This window comes from Gordonia humi (assembly GCF_014197435.1).
Taxonomy (GTDB): Bacteria; Actinomycetota; Actinomycetes; order Mycobacteriales; family Mycobacteriaceae; genus Gordonia; species Gordonia humi.
Window position 1 is genome coordinate 1,148,773 of sequence record NZ_JACIFP010000001.1, and the last position, 17,713, is coordinate 1,166,485.

The window sequence follows — 17,713 nt, forward strand, 5'->3', positions numbered from 1 at the left end:
TCTCCTTTCGCGGAATCTAGAGGTGGTTTCGGTAGGTCTCGAAGTCGGCATCCGGCTCGCCGGTCGGGGCGAAGTGGCTCACGTTCCGCAGCGTGTGATCCCACTCGGCCTGCGGTCGCCAGACCGCTTTGACGCGCATGCCCATGCGGACCTCGTCGGCGGGAACGTCCAGGATCAGGTGCAGGAACGGGATGTCGGCGCCGTCGAGCAGCACATAGGCGGCGACGTACGGCGGTTTGATCTGTTGCCCGAGGAACGGCACGTTGACGATGCAGAACGTCGTGATGGTGCCGGAGTCGGGGAGCGTCACGCGCTCGACGGTCGGGGACCCGTCGGCCGGACTCACCTGGCGCGGTGGGAAGTACACCTCACCGGTCGAGACTCGTCCGCCGATGAACTGTCCGGCCTTGAGTCCTTCGAGGTACCACGACTCCTGCTCGGTGGCGGAGTGCTCGATCGACATGGCGATCGGCGTGGTGATCACGACGTCGCCCGCCTCGTCGGCGATGGGTTCGCCGTCGGAGGGGGCGGCCGCCTCGGCGGAGTCGCCGAGTGCGAAGTGGGCGATGTCGTCGATGCGTCCGGTCCGGGCGCCCCGCCAGACGGCGTGGACCCGCGCCCCGGTGCTCACCTGGTCGGGAGAGTCCGCCGCCACGGCGTGCAGCAGCGACGTGTCGGCGCCGTCGAGGTCGATCAACGCCCAGGCGAACGGTCGGTCGAGAGGCTGACCCTCCGTCGGCGACGGCTGCCACGTCCACGACTGCACGGTGCCGACGGACGCGACTTCGACGATGTCGGCGGTCGCGGACCCGGTCGCCGGATCGAATTCGGCGGGGGGCACCGTGACGCGGCCGTCGGCTCCGCGACTGCCGACGATCCGACCGTCGCGCAGCGCGAGGGCGAACTGTGACAGCACCGGTCCGAGGGATCGCGTGTAGTCGAAGGAATTGGTCAGTTCCGCGGACAGGATGGTCGACTCCGGTGCGGGCACGGACACTTCGGGACTCGAGCGTTCAGCACTAATGGTCACCCTTCAAATAGAACACGTTCTAGTATTGTCGGCAAGGGTTCCGACGAAAGGCGTGCGAGTGAAACTCGGTTTGCAGCTCGGTTATTGGGGAGCGGGTCCCATCCCGAACGCGGCGGAACTCGTTGTCGCGGCGGAAGACGCGGGCTTCGACTCGGTGTTCACGGCCGAGTCGTGGGGCTCGGACTGTTACACGCCGCTCGCCTGGTGGGGATCGCAGACCTCGCGGGTTCGACTGGGCACCGCCGTCGCCCAGCTGTCGGCGCGACCGCCGACCTCACTGGCGATGGCCGCGCTCACGCTCGATCACCTGTCCGGCGGTCGCCACGTGATCGGCCTCGGCGTCTCGGGGCCGCAGGTGGTGGAGGGCTGGTACGGGCAGCCGTTCGGTAAGCCGTTGGCGCGGACCCGGGAGTACGTGCAGGTGGTGAGGAATGTTCTCGCTCGTGAAGCACCCGTGACCAACGACGGCCCGCACTACCGGCTGCCATTGGCGGACGGCGACGGAGTGACCGGGCTCGGGAAGGCGCTGAAGCCGATCACTCATCCGCTGCGTGCCGACATCCCGATCTGGCTCGGTGCCGAAGGGCCGCGCAACGTCGCGCAGACCGCCGAGATCGCCGACGGCTGGCTCGCGGTCTTCTACACCCCGCGATTGGCCGGCATGTTCGACAATTGGCTCGACGAGGGATTCGCGCGTCCGCATGCTCGTCGCACTCGCGCCGACTTCGAGATCGCGGCCAATGCGCAGTGCGTCGTCACCGACGACGTCGGCGCTGCTCTCGAGCGGTACCGCCCGTCCACGGCGCTCTATGTCGGCGGGATGGGCGCCAAGGAGAAGAACTTCCACGCCGATCTGTATCGGCGCATGGGATACGGCGACGTCGTCGACGAGGTGAGCCGCCTGTTCCTGTCCGACCGGAAAGCGGAGGCGGTCGCCGCCGTACCCGATGAGATGGTCCGCGAGACCATGCTCGTCGGCACACGTGACGAGGTGCGCGCGCAGATCGGTCAGTGGGAGGCCGCGGGCGTCACGACATTGATGGTCACCGCCCGCGACGTCGGAACGATCCGGGAACTGGCCGCGCTGGTGTGACCGGCGGCTACGGAGCGACGACGGTTCCGCTGCAGCTGCGCGCCGGAATCGACCACAGCGCGTTCGAGTTCGTCGTGGTCAGCGTGAGCTTCACCTTTCCCGGGCCGAACGTCGTGCGCGGGAGACTGTAGTTGTGCACGCCGGTGTTCGGTGGTCGGACCCTGCTGTGGTCGACCATCGTGCCCGATCTGCCCGTGTTCAGGTTCCGCCAGTCCAGGCGGGCCGTCGAGTCGTATCCGACACCGACCCACAGACTTCCGTAGTCGATCTGGATGTACGTCGTGCCCGCGTACTCGGACACGATCGCCCGGTGCGGCAGATACGGCAGATCGACGATGTTCGGGCTGATGTTGATGCAGTCGCGGAGCGGGTACTCCTTCGCATCGGCCGCATGCGCCTGGCCGCCGCCTACCGCTCCGGCGGTGACCGCCGCCAGTGCACAGGCGGCTGCTGCTCCGGCAGCGCGAAGTCGGATCGGGTGTCGAGCTGTTGATCGGATCGGCATGGCCTGCTCCTCGCGGATCGAGTCTCGTCGAGCTTCTTCCTGGTGGGTATGTCGTCGGATGTTCGGGGGACGTTAGCGAGGGCGACCATCCGTCGGCTCGTGTCGGGCGATTGAACGACCGATCGCGGGAGGCGTGTGTCAGGGGGTAGAGGCGTGGCTGAAGACCGACACCGGATGAGTGGAGCGGACCAGGCACGGTTGTCTAAGCCCTTCTCCGCGACCACGATGGGCCAACCCCCGCGTGCGCGGAGGGAACGGATTCTCGACCGGTGTCGAGACCGCCGTGAACGGCCAACCCCCGCGTGCGCGGAGGGGACGCGACGGACTCCGATCCGATACCGAGCATGATGGGCCAACCCTCGCGTGCGCGGAGGGGACTAGCCGTCGCCGACGTCCTTGCCGTCCTTGATGGGTCAACCCCCGCGTCCGCGGAGGGGACAGCACCGCGAGACGACGCAGTCTGTCCTGCTGAGGTCAACCCCCGCGTGGCGGAGGGGACGGGGGATTTCATCTGGGCGCGTGCTGACGATGGGGCCAACCCCCGCGTGCGCGGAGGGGACCATGCCCGCCGTGCCGCTTCTACTGCTGGATCGGGCCAACCCCCGCGTGCGCGGAGGGGACGTCGCTGCAGACAAGGTCGCCGGAGCGAGTCTGGGCCAACCCCCGCGTGCGCGGAGGGGACGTGCGCGTCATGCCGTCGAAAATGGTGCCGCCGGGCCAACCCCCGCGTGCGCGGAGGGGACGGCGACATCGAGAATCGCCGGGAGAAGGAAGACGGCCAACCCCTGCGTGCGCGGAGGGGACCGCCGCCCGCCGAGCGCCGGCCGCTGGTCGTCCGGCCAACCCCCGCGTGCGCGGAGGGGACCACGCCGACGCGCCCTGCAACGGCAACGTCGACGGCCAACCCCCGCGTGCGCGGAGGGGACTCCATCTGTCTCGTCTCGGCGACGCAGTCGTTGGGCCAACCCCCGCGTGCGCGGAGGGGACTGGGATGTGGCAGTCGGGTTATATGGGCGTCGGGGCCAACCCCCGCGTGCGCGGAGGGGACCCAAACTGAGATTGAAGAGTTGATCTTTGATCGGGCCAACCCCCGCGTGCGCGGAGGGGACGTGCTCACTTTGACCGGCCCGGACGAGGCTCCGGGCCAACCCCCGCGTGCGCGGAGGGGACGTCGCCGTCGACGGTCAACCCGGGTCGATCACGGGCCAACCCCCGCGTGCGCGGAGGGGACGACGAAGCTGTCCGCCGACACCTCTCCGAACTCGGCCAACCCCCGCGTGCGCGGAGGGGACTTCTGTGCGATAGACATTCTCTATCGCGTCATAGGCCAACCCCCGCGTGCGCGGAGGGGACCACGACATCACTGGGGGCAGTCGTCACGTCGAGGGCCAACCCCCGCGTGCGCGGAGGGGACCGTCGAAGTCTCCCGAACCCCACCGTTTCAGGGGGCCAACCCCCGCGTGCGCGGAGGGGACACTTCTTGACCTGCACGTTTCCGTCGGCGCAACCCGATCTACGTTCACTTTCTACGATGAACGCTGCGCGAACGTCGCGTCCCAATGTGCGTCGTACTTGTTCAGCATGGTTTTGGTCGCGACGAGCCGCCAATCGCAGCTGATCGACTTCCAACTCCAGCTGCGGGGAATCCGAATCCCAGCGCTCACCAGGAGGAGTGCGCGGAGTTCGGGTAGGTCGGTGAACCGCGTCGGAAGTGGAAGCGTCAACTGGCGGTCATGGACACCGTGGCCCCCGCGCGGAGGTGCGCCGAGCACAGCGAATCCCTCCATGACAAGCGGTGCCAGCACTCCTCGAGTGCTCCGGCGGCCGTGTTCGCCGATACCGTTGACAAGGGGATTGGAAACTGTGGAGCGGTCGAACCCGCCGTCGCAGTTCGTGTATGTGTAACCGACATCGGGGTCGAGAAGAGCTTTCACGGCCTCTTCTGCCGGCGCCTGCAGCGCTTCCACAGCGACCTTGCCGAACGATGAGTTATTGCTGATCGCAGTCATCGCCAGCTCCATCTTCGGATTCGCCGGGACCGCGTCGTTGATCACCCCTGCGACAAGTGCCGTCGTGTTCTCGTCGCTCTTGAGCAGCAGACTTCGGATCGCGTCGGTCGCCGCGGTCTTCTGGTATTTCGGTACCAATGGGTGCCCGAGGAGACCGGAGGCGAGCTTGTCCGACTGCGTGAAGTCGGTGCCGGTCCACACCTCCTCGACGAGCGCGCTGAGGTCTCCACCGATCCTCAGCACCGGGACCATGGGGCGTGGATCGCTTTCCGACGGGGGCTGCCATCGAACTTTGGCCGTCATACCCAGTTTCTCCGCCGCGCCGAGGAGCCCAGAGACGGCGAACCATCCGGCGGTCGGCGTACTGGTCAAGCCGGTCAGCATTATTTCCGTCGGATGTCCTTCGAACTTCGAATTCGATTCTGACGCAGCAAAATTCGGCATTGTTTCGGGAGCAGAAACATTCGTCGGATGCTCGGACGCCCGCCAGTCCGCCAGCCGGACGACAGCTTCCAAGAATGCAAGCCCCCAAGGCCCATACCGACGGTTCAACGTCTCGAAGTCTCGGGCGTGGCTCGCACCGAATCGTTGCGAATCGACCTCCGTCGCAGTGAGATCGAACCCGTCAGTGTTCACCGGCGGTGCGAACGGCCTGAACCATCCGTGATGCGAAGCGATGAGATGAGCGACGAGTATCGGATCACTGCGTCCGATGCTCATGTGGAAGCTGTGCGCGTCATGGCGCCATCCTGACGGGCAGCTCAGGCTTCGCAGATACGAATCAACGCGACCCGGTGGCAGTTGTCGAACGTATTTCGCAATCGGTTCGTCGACGGACTTGCCTCCGGTCGCTCTACGCTGCCACGTCGGCGCAGCCTTACCATCGTCGTGGTGCAGGGCAGCGGCCGTTATCGCGTCGATGAGCGGGTCGACGAGTCCGACGGACCCGGCGTCAGCGCACGCCCATGTGCCGACTTGTTCGAGGTGAGCGGCGAGGCTCTGCCGGGCCGTCGAGGAACGGCGGTCGACGGTGCTGCGGATCTGCGCGATGAGGCCGCCGGTGGTTCCTTCGACGACTGCGTCGATCGGCGCGGCGACGCCGTCGAGCGACTTGTTCATCGCTGCCAGAACCTCTGCTCGTTGCTCTGGATCGGCGGGATCGGCGTCCGCGATCAGCGCGAGGACGTGTTGCAGATCGTCGGCGGTGAGAACCTGTCGCAACGATGACTCATGGAGAGGGAATGATCTGGCACCCCCGCGCCCACCACGGAGAGAGACCGCCGCGGACATGTCGGCGACCCGCGCTGAACTCTGCGGGTCCCACCCATAGGTGGAGTAGCCGCCGTCTCCGGCATCGATGACGACAACGTCGCCGGGGTAGAGCGGGCCCTTCGGAGCGGCCCACGCGTCGTGCTCGCCTCGTACTAGCGCCTTCGGGCGCGGGCCGGTCGACTGCCCCGGTGAGTCGGCGGGGGCCGATCCGCCAGCGTCCGACATGCCCACAGGGGTGGTCCGTCGACCGTTGAGGAAGTCGCGGAGTGAGGAGATCGGAATGCTGACCAGTTCGTCGGCGAGAGGCGGGCAGTCGATGAGCGACGCGAGGTCTGCCCGCCACGCGATCTGTACGTCGGACACGGGCTCGGCATCCGGGCCTTGAATGTATGCGTCGACGTCCAGGTCTTCGGAGAGTCTCGGGTTCGTCATCGTGAGCTTTGGAATGTTTGCATGGGTCAGCGTCGCGTGGCGTTGCTCAGGAGGCCACAGGGCCGGATCGGAGGTCCGCCAGTCACGTTGAGCCGCAAGGGAAGCGTCGACGTTTCCGTCGACTGACAGATCGTAAAGCAGCTTCATCGTTGCGACGATCGGCTCCGCCCCGTACACAGCGGCCGATCCCGCCCGGGCGATCGGTCCGCTACTCGACTCCGCCGATACGAGGTAGCCGTTGCCGGCTCGCTCGCCGTCTCGGTTGAGACGTCCGATCCGTTGAACCAGTGATGGCATCGGGCAGGCCTCGGTGACCAGGGTGTCGAAGGCGATGTCGACGCCGACTTCTATGCACTGGGTTGCGACGACGATGCTGCCAGGTCGCATCTGAACATCGGCTCGGTCGACGGGGCGAACGCGCGATGTCATGAAGACGACGTCGTCGACCGTCTTGGCTATCGTCTTGGCGACGTCGCGAGCTACGGCAACAGTGTTCACAATGATGCCGACCGAGCCGTGAGGATTCGCCGCGTGAGCGTCCACCGCGTGGCGAACCAGCTGACGGACGAACGTCGCATCGCTCTTGCCCGCGACGACGGAGAGAGTGATGTCGCGACTAGCTTCGACCCGGCGAGCGACTTTGGTGTCGTCGGCCAGGAGGTGCTGTCGGTGTGGCCCCGGGAACACGGTCCGTAGATCGGTTGTGGGCCGTGTCGTCGCACCCAGGGTGACTACGCGAAGACGGGGAACACCCAGGTCAGATGAGCCGCTCTGGAGACGTACGACGTCGGACAGAGTTGTCAGCGACGGCTGGCTGAGATGTGGTTCGTCGAACAGGATCAAGCTGTCGACGCCGATGAGGCCGGCATGGATGGGGCGACTCCCCGCACTGACTCCGAATCCGCGGAACAGGAGTTGGGAGACCATCTGATGTGCGGTCATCGACGTGATCGTGCATCCGAAAGCGCGTAGTCGGGGACCGGAGCGACGTGTACCGCGATATACGGCGTGGGCGACGGCCAGGCCTGGCTCGAACTCGGGAAGGGTCGACCGCAGCGTCTCGCCGACGGTGTACAGCGGTCCTGTGGTCGCTGTGTTCACCGCGTTCGCAACGCGTTCGACGTCGCAGGCGGACTGCTCGACGATGCTGTTCCGATCGATCACGTGAAATATGCGTAGTGGCGCCGATCGTCGACCGCCCACGTGGAGTTGCCGTGCGAGTTCGTAGACAGCCATGGTGACGGTCGACGTCTTACCCAATCCGGTCTGGACGTCGATCGTGTCCGGCCACCCCGATCGCTCAATGTGCTCTGCACACGCGACCTGCCAGTCGTACGGTTCGGTATCGGTGACAGCGGCGAAGAACTCACTGAATGTGGGGAATTCGGTCATTGCGCAGTGTTCGCCTTTCCCGGAATCGGAACGCACAGACCGAAACCCCGCGTCAGCTCCGCCCCGACACGCAGGGGAGCCTCAACGTCGTCGGCCGTCGTGAACTTCACGAACCACTGGCTGAGTCCGTCGGTGAGGTCGAGGTCCGGGAACTTCTGTTGCCAGGCGTCGAGAGGGCGGGTATCGGCCGCGAGTACCTCGACCGGTGCGCCGACTGCGGAAGCGAGGATGTCGGCCAGCGCGAATCGATGTCCGAAGGCCCGGATCGGTGTCGCCGTGACCCACAGCCGGGATGGTCTCATCCGGCTGTACTGTTCGAACAACCGATTGCTCGGTTCCTCGGACGTCAACGAGCCGAGTTCCTCGTGGATACGGTCGGCCGCGGCCAGGCGATCGGTGACGTGTCCGCGGACGGCTACGCCGTAGCACTTGGGGTACCGGACATTGAAGCTGACCAGCGGAAACATCTCAGTGGTGTCGTCGGCCGAGAGACGGCGCAGTATTCGATGGACGTCTGAGGGGCGGATGGTGCGGCTGAACAGGACAGGTGTGAGCTCTGCTTCTGCCGGGGCCGCGGATGCCGGTGATCCGGGTCCGTGAGGTCGATAGCTCAGCGAACGGAACGCACCTGCGTCGCTGGGGAGAGGTCGTCCGGGATTGAGCATGATCGCATCGTGTCGGCGGTCGAACCAGTCGACTGTGCCGGGCGTCCACCCGCGTGTTCGGCCATCGGCGCTGAACTCGGGAATGTAGCGCTCATAGATGCCTCCCTCGATCACAGGAGAATCGACTTCGATGCTGACGACCGCGTGGTCCTGCGATCGACCGAAGTAGCCGACTGATGTCGCCGCCAGGCGCAACCCGGTGATGGTTTCGGTCGGTAGATCTCCGATGTCATAGACGATCATCGGCGCCGAAAGCAGTCGTCCGGTCGTCGGCTTCTGTGTGCGGGACGACGTCGACAATCCGCTGAGCGCGGTGAGGTCTAGGAACGCCTTGAGTTCGTTGGCTGTGATCTTCGATGTCGGCGGCGCAGACTTCTCCGTGTATGTCGAGGGATGATCAAGGGAAACGGAATTCGGTGCACGGATGACCGGTGGTGGTGTCTCGCTGAGGTCCTGGATCGCGGCGACGGCTCGCGTCCGCTCATCGCCGGACTGGAGTTGATGAGCGCCCGACAGTAGGGCGCCGATCAGCCGAACCGGCGACGGCGGCCATTCGGGTGTTCTGTCGGCTCGCAGACCATGGAACATCGAATCGTTCACGAAGTCGATTCTGATGTGCGCCATCGTTAATCGTCGTTCTCGGTCGTCGACTTCGAGACCTCGCGTGCGACGCGTTCGGCGACGATGACGGCCTGAACTCGCGACATCGGGACATGGATAGGGTCGGCGAAGGCGAGACCGACATCGGCGGCGGAGGCGACGGCATCGCGGAGCGCTTCTGCCGCTGTATCGGCGTCGGTCACCTCAAGCGTTTCGATGCTCTCGGGGCCGTTTCCGCTCGACCTCCATCCCCAGCGAGAGGCGCCTCGGACCAGACTGCATTCGGAGCGAAGGAAGGCGTCCTCGGCTGCCAGTTCGTGTGCGGTGATCGCGAGCAGTGTGTATACGGTTGCTGCTGCGCGCGCCTTGCGTTTGTCGTCGTCGTCCGCGTATTGGAAGGAGCGGAAGACCGGCAGCGAGATCGACGATTGTTGGAGGATGAACCCGCACTGGAACAGAGTTTCGCGCGGGGAGGTGGGGATCTGACCGAACCCGAGATCCGACGGTTTGTGCCCCTTGGCATTGATGAGCTCTCCGTCTTTGATGGTGAGTGCAGTGTCTCTGGAAGCGCCGCCAGTGACGTCGAGTTTTGTTGCGGCCCTGCTGATTCCGGTCGCTTCATAGCCGACGATCTCGGAGCTGTATGCGCGTGGAATGCGGTGGCGACGAGACACTCCGGACGACAGCCACATCCCGGCGTAGCCAGAGTTCGGAAAGTGGCGGTACAGCGCATCGCCGTCGTACACACTTGCCGACGTTATGAGGTCACGGAGCACGCCGCCTTGCCAGATCTGCGAGCCGTCGTCGGGGTTCGCCGCGTACTTGATCCATGCGTCGGCCTGACGATGGGCCGCGGTCCAGGTAGATACTTCGAAGTCTTTGAAGGCGGATCGCGCTTCGGCCTCGGCTTGATTGAGTTGTGCTGCCGACGCGCTCTTGGTGCTCTTGCGTGTCTGGGCGATCGCGGCGTCGGCATCGGCTTCGGCCGGCGGGCCGACGATGATGCCCGGGAGCGTGACACCGATTCGCTTCTGCGAGTGCCACAGAGCTTCCTCACCCCGACCTGACTCTGCCGGCACCGAACTGACACAGACTCGGCCGGCACGGACGGGATCTCCGTTGGAATCTCGGCGCAGAGTCGTGTGCCACCCGGTTGTATCAGGTGTCGGAACGTATGCGTCGCCAGTGAACGCGAAGGCAGGCGTTCCCTTCTCTCCCGCATATGTGGGAGGTGCGATCGGGCGGCCGGGGCCGTTCGTGGGCGACTGGTCGGACTCGTGGATCACTGCGACGTACCCGCGATCGGCGACGTGGTCTCGTACGTTCTCGAACAGGGTGGTCACGGCTGTGCTCCTTGGGATGTGAGTGCGGTGGAGGTGCGGATGAGGCCGAGGCCGAAGTTCTTTCCTTTGCCAATGCCGCCTGCGAGCGCTTCACCGAATGCTTCAGCGTCGACCACGGTGCCGGTCGCGGTGACGTCGACGGCCGGTATGCGGCCGCGGCGCCGTGGTCCGAGCTGGGCCGAGTACAGCTTGGAGATCGTCAGACTCTCCTGTTCGATCTCGAACCCGATACGAGACAGACGTCTTGCGATCCAATCGGGGCGATCCGATTTGGGGACGATCACCATCCTCGACCGGTAAGCCTTGCCTTCGGCTTTGATCGCGTCGTGCAGATGCTGGGGGAGCCGAGCCGGCGGCGTCTTCTGACAGTTGATCGAGAGGGCGATCCTCATGCGCTCGGCGATGTCGACGGAGGCGAGCGAGGTCACGACTCCAAGATTCGTCACACCTGCGGGAACGCTGGGATATCTGACCGTGAGGTGTTGCGTTCGCGGATCGATGTGCCATAAGACTCCCGCGGCACTGCGCGGACTCGTTCCCAGACCGGGCGGGAGCGAGGCCATCACGTGGGAGTGTCCGAGTTGGCGGTCGTTGTGCATGGCCGCAGCGATCGGCCCGCTGATCGATACGTGGACGTCTGTGAGCGACTGTGGCATCGGTCCTCCTCGGAGTCGTGACGCCAGGGTAGGTGCTTGAGACAGCGCTATTTGACTTTTTGACCGATTTACTCTGATCAGATGAATGGGTTTTCCATCAGAAACAACTTTAGATACATTCGATTTGGTCGGCGATTCAAGCTGAGTAGTCCTGTATCGACCGTTGTGTCAGATGGACGAGCGGATACTGCGCGCACGCGCGGGATGGAGCTTGACGGACAGCGCGGTCAGGCGGCGTTTATTTTCAACAGGTCTCCGTAGCCGCGACGTCGGATGCTACGTGCCAGCTTCTGAGATGGAGTATGGAGCGAGAGCCACCGCGAGACACCTGCTCGGACGGCGGGCTCAGGCGATGTTGTCAGCTCGAGTTCAGCCAGTAGTTGTCCGAGGCTGTTCGGCAGTCCACGTGTCTCACCGAACGGGACGAAGGTGGAGTCATCGAAGAGTCGCTCATTCGGACTTGCCATGTGATCCCTCACCTCACTTCAGCGGATATGACGGGGAAATCTTCGCCGATCACATCAACGATAACGAGATGTTTGGGGTGGATCAACACTTCACGCTGGTAGGCGAGGTCGGGGTCGCCGAGTTCTGCCACCCATAGATGTCCGAATGCGTATGGAACGCGCACGCGCAGCAATGCCGGGGGCCTACCTGGTGAAGTGAAGTCGATTGCAGCGGTGCGTGACGTGCTCGTGGCCATCAAGCCTTGCGTATCGACGATCCGTCCTTGCAGCGAGGTGATATCCAGGTTCGTGCCAAACACTGTCTCGACGTTGCGAAGGCCACGCCAGACCGTGATGGGACGAGAAAGGGGGCTCCGAGCGATCAACGCATCGAGGACGTCGAGGACCTCTTCCGCTTCCGCGTCGTCGGAGTCCGTACGTTCGACGTTCTGTACGCGTTGGTAGAAGCGATCCATCGCCTGCCACCGACGTATTGCGTGGATCTCAGTCGGTGATGCGGCGAGTGATCGGGCGACAGCGCTGAGATATGAAGTCAGTGCGTCGGAGTCGCGGTCCGCGGGACCATCCTGCGAAATGTCGTTATCGATCGTTTCACTCTAATTGCTGCTGGTGGAGTGCCCGGGTCGATCGGAAGTTTCTTGTGGGCTTGTCTCTGACGCCAACCTGTGGGGGAGCACGGTTGGCGGAGGCCTCCGGGTGGACCCCGGCATGCGCGGGGAAGCGTGGCCTCGAGTATCTCGGCCATCGGCGGGTTGGACCTATCTCGCATGCACGGGGTCGCGGCCAAGCGCACGGTGATCGCTGGTCGCGCGGGCCAGCCCTGGCGTGCGTGGGGAAGACGAGGCTTGAAGCCATCCCGCGCCAGACCCCCGTGTGCGCGGGAAGACGCGACCGGTGCCCGCGGCGGGAAGCTCGTCGCGAGCCAACCCCCGCATGCACGGGGAAGACACGACCCGCAGCACACGCCGTTGCTGCCGGAGAGGCCAACCCCCCCGCGTGCGCGGGGAAGGCGCATCCGAGCCGAACGGGGCCGAGGTCGCCTGGGGACAACCCACGCGTGCGCGGGGAAGACAGGCTCTGAGGTAGGTGCGTTCCCAGCCGAGTGGGACAACCCCCGCGTGCGCGGGGAAGACCCGATCCGACCGGGGAACTCTTCGATCGCTCGGGGACAACCCCCGCGTGCGCGGGGAAGACTTAACCGATTGGTGGACGTGTGTGTGGGTGAGCGGACAACCCCCGCGTGCGCGGGGAAGACCACACGTGGATTCTGACACCGGGCAAGTGGGTGGGACAACCCCCGCGTGCGCGGGGAAGACACTTCTTGACCTGGGGTGATTCGCGCCGAAATGTAGGTTCACATTCACTTTCTCGAGGAATCGGCGAGCCGATAGGCATTGCGGTGTGACGAATTGCCGACATACGGCACGTTACCCACTGACTCGCGCCGGGGTGATCCCACGTTTGATCGCCGACGGCGAATCAGCGGGTAGAGCGCGGCTGCCCGATCGCACGGTGCGCCGACTCGACTACGGCCTCGCGCAGCCAGGCGCGAGGCCGCCCGTCGGGCAGATGTCGACGCACGGCGCCGTAGGGCAGGTCGACGAGGGCCCACACCGCGCGGTCGAAGTGCTCCGTGTCAGTGGAGCCGAAGTGGCGGAGAGTCCAGTCGGCGACGGAGCGGCGGGCCGCGTCGTTGTGATCGCGGAGCTCCTGAGTGACGGCCTCCGGCGCGCGACGGCCGATCTCGCGCTCGTCGAAGGTTAGCAGGAGCCTCGCCTTGCCAGGGTTGGCGTCGCACCAGGAGAAGACGTAGGCGATCGTCGCGTCGGCTGCGGCGAGAGTGTCGTCGCGGGAGAGGGCTTCGACGAAGCCGCTCTGGAACTCGACGATAGTGCGAAGCCAGAGTCGGGCGAGAATCTCGTCGCTGCCGGCGAAGCGGTGATAGACCGACCCCGACGGTGCGCCGCTCGCTTGTGCCACGGCGGAGGCGGTGACGGCGGACGGACCGTCGTCGAGGGCGATCCGCAGGGCGGCGTCGAGCAGGTCGTCGGCGGTGAACTTCGCACGACGCCCCACGTCAGGCGGCTCGGTCGGTCGCCAGCACGGTGCCTTGGGCGACGGCGCAGAGCTTCGCGGCCCCGGCGTCGTCGACCACCTCGATCCGGCAGTGCGCGGTGGCCTTCCGGCGGCTCGAATGGACGAGCTCGGCGGTCGCGCGAAGGGTCGCGCCTTCGCGGACACCGGACACGTAATCGATGGTGAATCCACTGGTCAGAACGCTCGGGCCGAGACCGAGTGCGGCCGCGTACGTGAGGCTGTTGTCGGCGAGGTAGGCGAGCACTCCGCCGTGGATCAGGCCGTACTGCTGACGGAAGCGGTCGTCCACCGGCACCTCCAGAACGGCCTCGCCGTCGCCGAATGCTGCGAGGCGGGCGCCGAGGAGCTCGCTGAACGGCTGGGCGGCCAGTACCTGACGTGCTGTCTCGAAGTCCATATATTAGAGAGTGGTCGCTAATAAATGGCTTGTCAAGCACTATCGGAGCACCGCCGCCCCACGGCGGATCACTCGCCGGTGAAGACCGGCGTCTCCTTGTTCGCGAACGCGCGGGGGCCGATCTTCGCATCCGCCGACTGGAAGACGGCCTTGCCGAGTTCGGCGTCGATCTTGAACGCCTCCTCCTCATGCAGTCCCTCGGAGTCGCGGATGGTCTTGAGGATCGCCTGGACGGCGAGGGGGCCGTTCCCGGCGATCTGATCGGCGATCTCCAGTGCCTTGTCGAGGGCGGTTCCGTCGGGCACGACGTAGCCGACCAGACCGTACCGCTCGGCCTCCGTGGCGGTGATGTGGCGGCCGGTCAGGAGGATGTCGGCGGCGACGGTGTACGGGATCTGGCGCACGAGGCGAACGGCGCTGCCGCCCAATGGGAACAGTCCCCATCTGGCCTCGGAGACACCGAACTTCGCACTCTCGGCGGCGACGCGGATGTCGGTGCCCTGCAGGATCTCGGTGCCGCCGGCGATCGCCGGGCCCTCGACCGCGGCGATCAGTGGTTTCGTCAGACGTCGGTCCTTCAGCAGTGCGGGCAGCCTCGTGAGGTCCCAGCCGCCCTCGGAGAACTTGTCGCCGGGGGCGGTCTTGTTCATCGACTTGAGGTCCGCGCCCGCGCAGAAGTAGCCGCCGGCGCCGGTGAGGATCGCGACGCGGATGTCCGGGTCGGCGTCGACCCGGTCCCACGCCTGCTCCATGATCGTCATCATCTCCGTCGACAGGGCGTTACGTGCCTGCGGGCGGTTCATCGTGACGATCAGAATGTGCCCGCGCTTCTCGACGAGGCACTCCGACGCGACGTCGACTGCGGTCTGTTCGGTCATGGTTCCTCCGGTCTCGCGAATGCCTTGCGAGGAACAGTAACACGTTCTAGTTTTGAGCCATGAAGACTGATCTCAGTGAGAAGTTCGGCGTCGAGTACCCGATCTTCGGGTTCACACCGAGCCAGCACGTGGCGGCCGCGATCAGCCGCGCGGGTGGGATGGGCGTGCTCGGCTGCGTCCGCTTCAACGAGGCCGAAGAACTCGACGAGGTCCTCGAATGGATGCACGAGAACACCGACGGCAAGCCCTTCGGCGTCGACGTCGTGATGCCTGCGAAGATCCCCACCGAGGGGTCGAAGCTCGATCTCGACTCGATGATCCCACCGGAGCATCGGGCCTTCGTGGAACGGACGCTCGACGACCTCGGCGTACCGCCGCTGCCGGACGGCGGCGATCGCGTCAACACCGGTGTTCTCGGTTGGCTGCACTCGGTGGCCCGCTCGCACGTCGACGTCGCGATGGAGCACACACGCAGGTACGGGCAGATCAAGCTGATCGCCAATGCGCTCGGATCACCGCCGGAGGACGTCATTCAGACGGCGCATCAGAACGGCGTGCAGGTCGCGGCGCTCGCCGGAGCAAAGGAGCACGCCCTCAGCCATGTGAACGCGGGCGTCGACATCGTGATCGCGCAGGGATATGAGGGAGGCGGACACACGGGCGAGGTGACCTCGATGATCCTGTGGCCCGAACTCGTCGACGCCCTCGGCGATCGCGCGCCGGTCCTCGCCGCGGGCGGTGTCGGCAGCGGACGGCAGATGGCCGCCGCGATCGCACTCGGGGCTCAAGGCGTGTGGATGGGGACGTACTGGTTGACGGCGGCCGAGTACGACCTCGGGGCCACCGGCGACGGACCGTCGACCGTTCAACAGGCGCTGCTCGCGGCGACCTCGCGAGACACCGTGCGCCGCCGGATCTACTCCGGCAAACCCGCTCGGCTGCTCAAGACCAAGTGGACCGACGCGTGGGACGCCGCCGGAGCTCCCGAACCGTTGCCGATGCCCCTGCAGAACCTGCTGGTCGGCGAGGCGCACGCGCGTATCTCGCTGGCCGACGATCCGGGTGTGGTGGCGATGCCCGCCGGGCAGATCGTCGGTCGATGCAACGAGATCGTCCCCGTCGAGGAGATGATCTCCGGACTGGTGAGCGAGTACAGCCGAGCTGCGGCGCGGATCGCCGCGACGCTGGACTGATGCGGAGACGGGCCGTGCGCGAGAGAGTCCGACAGAGCCCTCTCGCGCACGTTCTCGCTCCGTTACGTCATTCCGTAGCGGCGCTTGAACCTCTCCACGCGGCCCTCCGAGTCCATGACGCGCTGTGCACCGGTCCAGAACGGGTGCGAATCGCTCGTCACGTCGACGGTGATCAGCGGGTAGGTGTTGCCGTCCGACCACTCGACGGTGTTCTCCGAGGTCGCTGTCGACCGCGTGAGGAACTGACTGCCGGTGGCCGCGTCACGGAAGACGACGGGATGGTAGTCGGGGTGGATTCCGGATTTCATCGTTGTTCTCCTTCTGGTCTCGACTCCGCTCGACCGGCGGAGGGGTATTCTGCTCGACCGGCGGAGGGGTACTCCGTCAGGTCGGCGGCGAGGGGCTCCGCCGGGTCGGCGGAGACGTCCATGTCCTCGCACGGATCGCGGTGCGCGTGGCCGAACGGCGACGGCAAGCCGGTCAGGTAGGGCCGACCGCGGGCGAGTTCGTCGTCGGTGACGAGCGCCTCGACAAGGGCTTGCCGGACCTCGTGCGGATCGGCGCGATGGCACAGCACGGTCAGTGCGATGTGTCGGTCGCCGTGCTCGGGATCCCAGCGCAGCGCCGCCATGGCGCGGTGCTCGGCGTCGACGCCCGAGTGGTCGTCGACGCAGGCCAACCACGTTCCGACGTGCAGGATCGACAGGGCGCCCCCGGCGGAGTCGAGCCACATCACGTCGTCCGGGTCGGATGCGAACCACATGCGTCCGCGGGCGGCGACGACGCCCTCGAGCAGCACGTCGAGCCGATCGTGCAGCCGTTCGGGGTGGAACGGTCGGTCGGCCTCGAACGACACCAACTGGACGCCGCAGTCCTCCTCGAGGTCCGGACCGCCGATGAGCAGCGGATCGAACGGCTGGGTGGGGCGGCCATGCGGTGTCCCCGGCGTCATCGACCCGAGTGAGCCTTCGACGATCTCGCGCGTGAGCGCCTGCTGGGAGTTGAGCGTCCGCATCCCGGCGGCGGGCGCGAGCCTGGTCAGGACCGCGTGCAACCGGGCGAGATCGTAGCCGCTCTCCACCCCGTCGGCGCCCTCGATGACGATCGCGTCGGCGAACCGGACCTGGGCGACGGCCAGCTGGGCGAGCGTCCGCTCGTCCTCGAGCGTGGTGACCTCGGCTTCGGTGAGCGTGACGTCGCCGGTCGCATCCTGGAGCCACGATCGCGCGTCCACACCGCACAGTGTCGACGTGATCACCACGTCGACACCCGCGGGTGCGTCCGGTACGTCCGGCGCCTCGACGATGGTTCCGGCCACCTCGACGGCCAGCTGCTCCGGTTCGACGGCCGGATCCAGCAGCACGACGATCCGCTCCACATCGGCGTCGCGATGCAGGACACGGAGCATCGGAAGCAGATCGAGGCGCAGTGTGCACGAGACGCATCCGTGCTCGAGCTCGACGTCGTCGATGGTCAGCGTGTCGACACCGTCGAGCGACATGCGGTGCTCCACTCGCGTCACGCGACCGGACGCGACGTCGCGCAGGTCGTGTGAGACCACGGTGGTACCGGGCTCCAGCAGTGTGTACGCGATACGTGCGCTGATCGTCCGGTTCAGTCCCGCGACCAGCGTCACCGGCGTGCGGCGGGGCGTGTCGGTCATTCGAGGCTCCTTCATCGCTGA

At 66.0% G+C, this 17,713-nt stretch carries 14 protein-coding genes and 2 CRISPR repeat arrays; of the genes, 2 read left to right on the forward strand and 12 right to left on the reverse strand.

The genetic code is table 11. The features are described 5' to 3' along the window. Positions 1-16 precede the first annotated feature (16 nt). Positions 17-997 (reverse strand): OB-fold domain-containing protein, encoded by a 981-nt coding sequence (locus BKA16_RS05205; RefSeq protein WP_183369660.1) that lies wholly within the window; start codon positions 995-997, stop codon positions 17-19. 91 nt (positions 998-1,088) lie between these two features. Here BKA16_RS05205 and BKA16_RS05210 point away from each other — a divergent pair, with 91 nt between their 5' ends. Then, the gene (locus tag BKA16_RS05210; protein ID WP_183369661.1) at positions 1,089-2,123 is read left to right on the forward strand and encodes an LLM class F420-dependent oxidoreductase; all 1,035 of its coding nucleotides are present in this window, start codon (positions 1,089-1,091) and stop codon (positions 2,121-2,123) included. A gap of 7 nt (positions 2,124-2,130) precedes the next feature. On the opposite strand, the gene BKA16_RS05215 is transcribed toward BKA16_RS05210, so the two are convergent. The 9 genes from BKA16_RS05215 to BKA16_RS05255 all read right to left on the reverse strand — a co-directional run bounded on the left by BKA16_RS05215 (position 2,131) and on the right by BKA16_RS05255 (position 14,836). After that, complete coding sequence (locus tag BKA16_RS05215) at positions 2,131-2,628, reverse strand: hypothetical protein (protein ID WP_183369662.1); 498 nt, start codon at positions 2,626-2,628, stop codon at positions 2,131-2,133. Between the two features lie 531 nt (positions 2,629-3,159). Then, positions 3,160-4,103: direct repeats of the CRISPR family, unit length 29 nt; unit sequence GGGCCAACCCCCGCGTGCGCGGAGGGGAC. A gap of 51 nt (positions 4,104-4,154) precedes the next feature. Further along, on the reverse strand, positions 4,155-7,733 hold the full coding sequence (gene cas3g, locus BKA16_RS05220) for a type I-G CRISPR-associated helicase/endonuclease Cas3g (protein WP_183369663.1): 3,579 nt from the start codon (positions 7,731-7,733) through the stop codon (positions 4,155-4,157). Beyond that, positions 7,730-9,022: a type I-G CRISPR-associated protein Csb2 gene (gene csb2 / locus BKA16_RS05225; protein ID WP_183369664.1), complete on the reverse strand. Its 1,293-nt coding sequence runs from the start codon at positions 9,020-9,022 to the stop codon at positions 7,730-7,732. The genes cas3g and csb2 overlap by 4 nt, the downstream gene beginning before the upstream one ends. A gap of 2 nt (positions 9,023-9,024) precedes the next feature. Then, the gene (locus BKA16_RS05230; protein ID WP_183369665.1) at positions 9,025-10,341 is read right to left on the reverse strand and encodes a type I-G CRISPR-associated protein Cas7; all 1,317 of its coding nucleotides are present in this window, start codon (positions 10,339-10,341) and stop codon (positions 9,025-9,027) included. Next, positions 10,338-10,997 (reverse strand): type I-E CRISPR-associated protein Cas6/Cse3/CasE, encoded by a 660-nt coding sequence (locus BKA16_RS05235; protein ID WP_183369666.1) that lies wholly within the window; start codon positions 10,995-10,997, stop codon positions 10,338-10,340. The genes BKA16_RS05230 and BKA16_RS05235 overlap by 4 nt, the downstream gene beginning before the upstream one ends. Positions 10,998-11,472: 475 nt before the next feature. After that, positions 11,473-11,919 (reverse strand): ADP-ribosyltransferase family protein, encoded by a 447-nt coding sequence (locus tag BKA16_RS05240; protein WP_183369667.1) that lies wholly within the window; start codon positions 11,917-11,919, stop codon positions 11,473-11,475. A 589-nt stretch (positions 11,920-12,508) separates the two neighbouring features. Then, a CRISPR array of direct repeats spans positions 12,509-12,780; the repeat unit is 28 nt; unit sequence GGACAACCCCCGCGTGCGCGGGGAAGAC. A gap of 163 nt (positions 12,781-12,943) precedes the next feature. Further along, positions 12,944-13,540 (reverse strand): TetR family transcriptional regulator, encoded by a 597-nt coding sequence (locus BKA16_RS05245; RefSeq protein WP_183369668.1) that lies wholly within the window; start codon positions 13,538-13,540, stop codon positions 12,944-12,946. A gap of 1 nt (position 13,541) precedes the next feature. Further along, complete coding sequence (locus BKA16_RS05250) at positions 13,542-13,958, reverse strand: PaaI family thioesterase (RefSeq protein WP_183369669.1); 417 nt, start codon at positions 13,956-13,958, stop codon at positions 13,542-13,544. A gap of 68 nt (positions 13,959-14,026) precedes the next feature. Further along, positions 14,027-14,836, reverse strand: coding sequence for a crotonase/enoyl-CoA hydratase family protein (locus BKA16_RS05255; protein WP_183369670.1), 810 nt, complete (start codon positions 14,834-14,836; stop codon positions 14,027-14,029). 59 nt (positions 14,837-14,895) lie between these two features. Here BKA16_RS05255 and BKA16_RS05260 point away from each other — a divergent pair, with 59 nt between their 5' ends. Then, a complete protein-coding gene (locus tag BKA16_RS05260; RefSeq protein ID WP_183369671.1) occupies positions 14,896-16,029 on the forward strand; it encodes an NAD(P)H-dependent flavin oxidoreductase in 1,134 nt (377 codons plus the stop codon). A 62-nt stretch (positions 16,030-16,091) separates the two neighbouring features. Here the strand turns inward: BKA16_RS05260 and BKA16_RS05265 are convergent, their stop codons facing one another. Together BKA16_RS05265 and mrf are read right to left on the reverse strand one after the other, a co-directional pair. Continuing rightward, a complete protein-coding gene (locus BKA16_RS05265) occupies positions 16,092-16,337 on the reverse strand; it encodes a type B 50S ribosomal protein L31 (protein ID WP_183369672.1) in 246 nt (81 codons plus the stop codon). Next, positions 16,334-17,692: a ribosome hibernation factor-recruiting GTPase MRF gene (mrf, locus tag BKA16_RS05270; protein WP_183369673.1), complete on the reverse strand. Its 1,359-nt coding sequence runs from the start codon at positions 17,690-17,692 to the stop codon at positions 16,334-16,336. The genes BKA16_RS05265 and mrf overlap by 4 nt, the downstream gene beginning before the upstream one ends. Positions 17,693-17,713 lie beyond the last annotated feature (21 nt).

Excerpts from the sequence above, each read along its gene's own strand:
- cas3g (WP_183369663.1), bottom strand. The coding sequence starts at position 7,733 with ATGACCGAATTCCCCACATTCAGTGAGTTCTTCGCCGCTGTCACCGAT.
- BKA16_RS05260 (WP_183369671.1), top strand. The coding sequence starts at position 14,896 with ATGAAGACTGATCTCAGTGAGAAGTTCGGCGTCGAGTACCCGATCTTC.
- BKA16_RS05215 (WP_183369662.1), bottom strand. The coding sequence starts at position 2,628 with ATGCCGATCCGATCAACAGCTCGACACCCGATCCGACTTCGCGCTGCC.
- BKA16_RS05235 (WP_183369666.1), bottom strand. The coding sequence starts at position 10,997 with ATGCCACAGTCGCTCACAGACGTCCACGTATCGATCAGCGGGCCGATC.
- BKA16_RS05255 (WP_183369670.1), bottom strand. The coding sequence starts at position 14,836 with ATGACCGAACAGACCGCAGTCGACGTCGCGTCGGAGTGCCTCGTCGAG.
- BKA16_RS05265 (WP_183369672.1), bottom strand. The coding sequence starts at position 16,337 with ATGAAATCCGGAATCCACCCCGACTACCATCCCGTCGTCTTCCGTGAC.
- BKA16_RS05250 (WP_183369669.1), bottom strand. The coding sequence starts at position 13,958 with ATGGACTTCGAGACAGCACGTCAGGTACTGGCCGCCCAGCCGTTCAGC.
- csb2 (WP_183369664.1), bottom strand. The coding sequence starts at position 9,022 with ATGGCGCACATCAGAATCGACTTCGTGAACGATTCGATGTTCCATGGT.
- BKA16_RS05240 (WP_183369667.1), bottom strand. The coding sequence starts at position 11,919 with ATGGATCGCTTCTACCAACGCGTACAGAACGTCGAACGTACGGACTCC.
- mrf (WP_183369673.1), bottom strand. The coding sequence starts at position 17,692 with ATGACCGACACGCCCCGCCGCACGCCGGTGACGCTGGTCGCGGGACTG.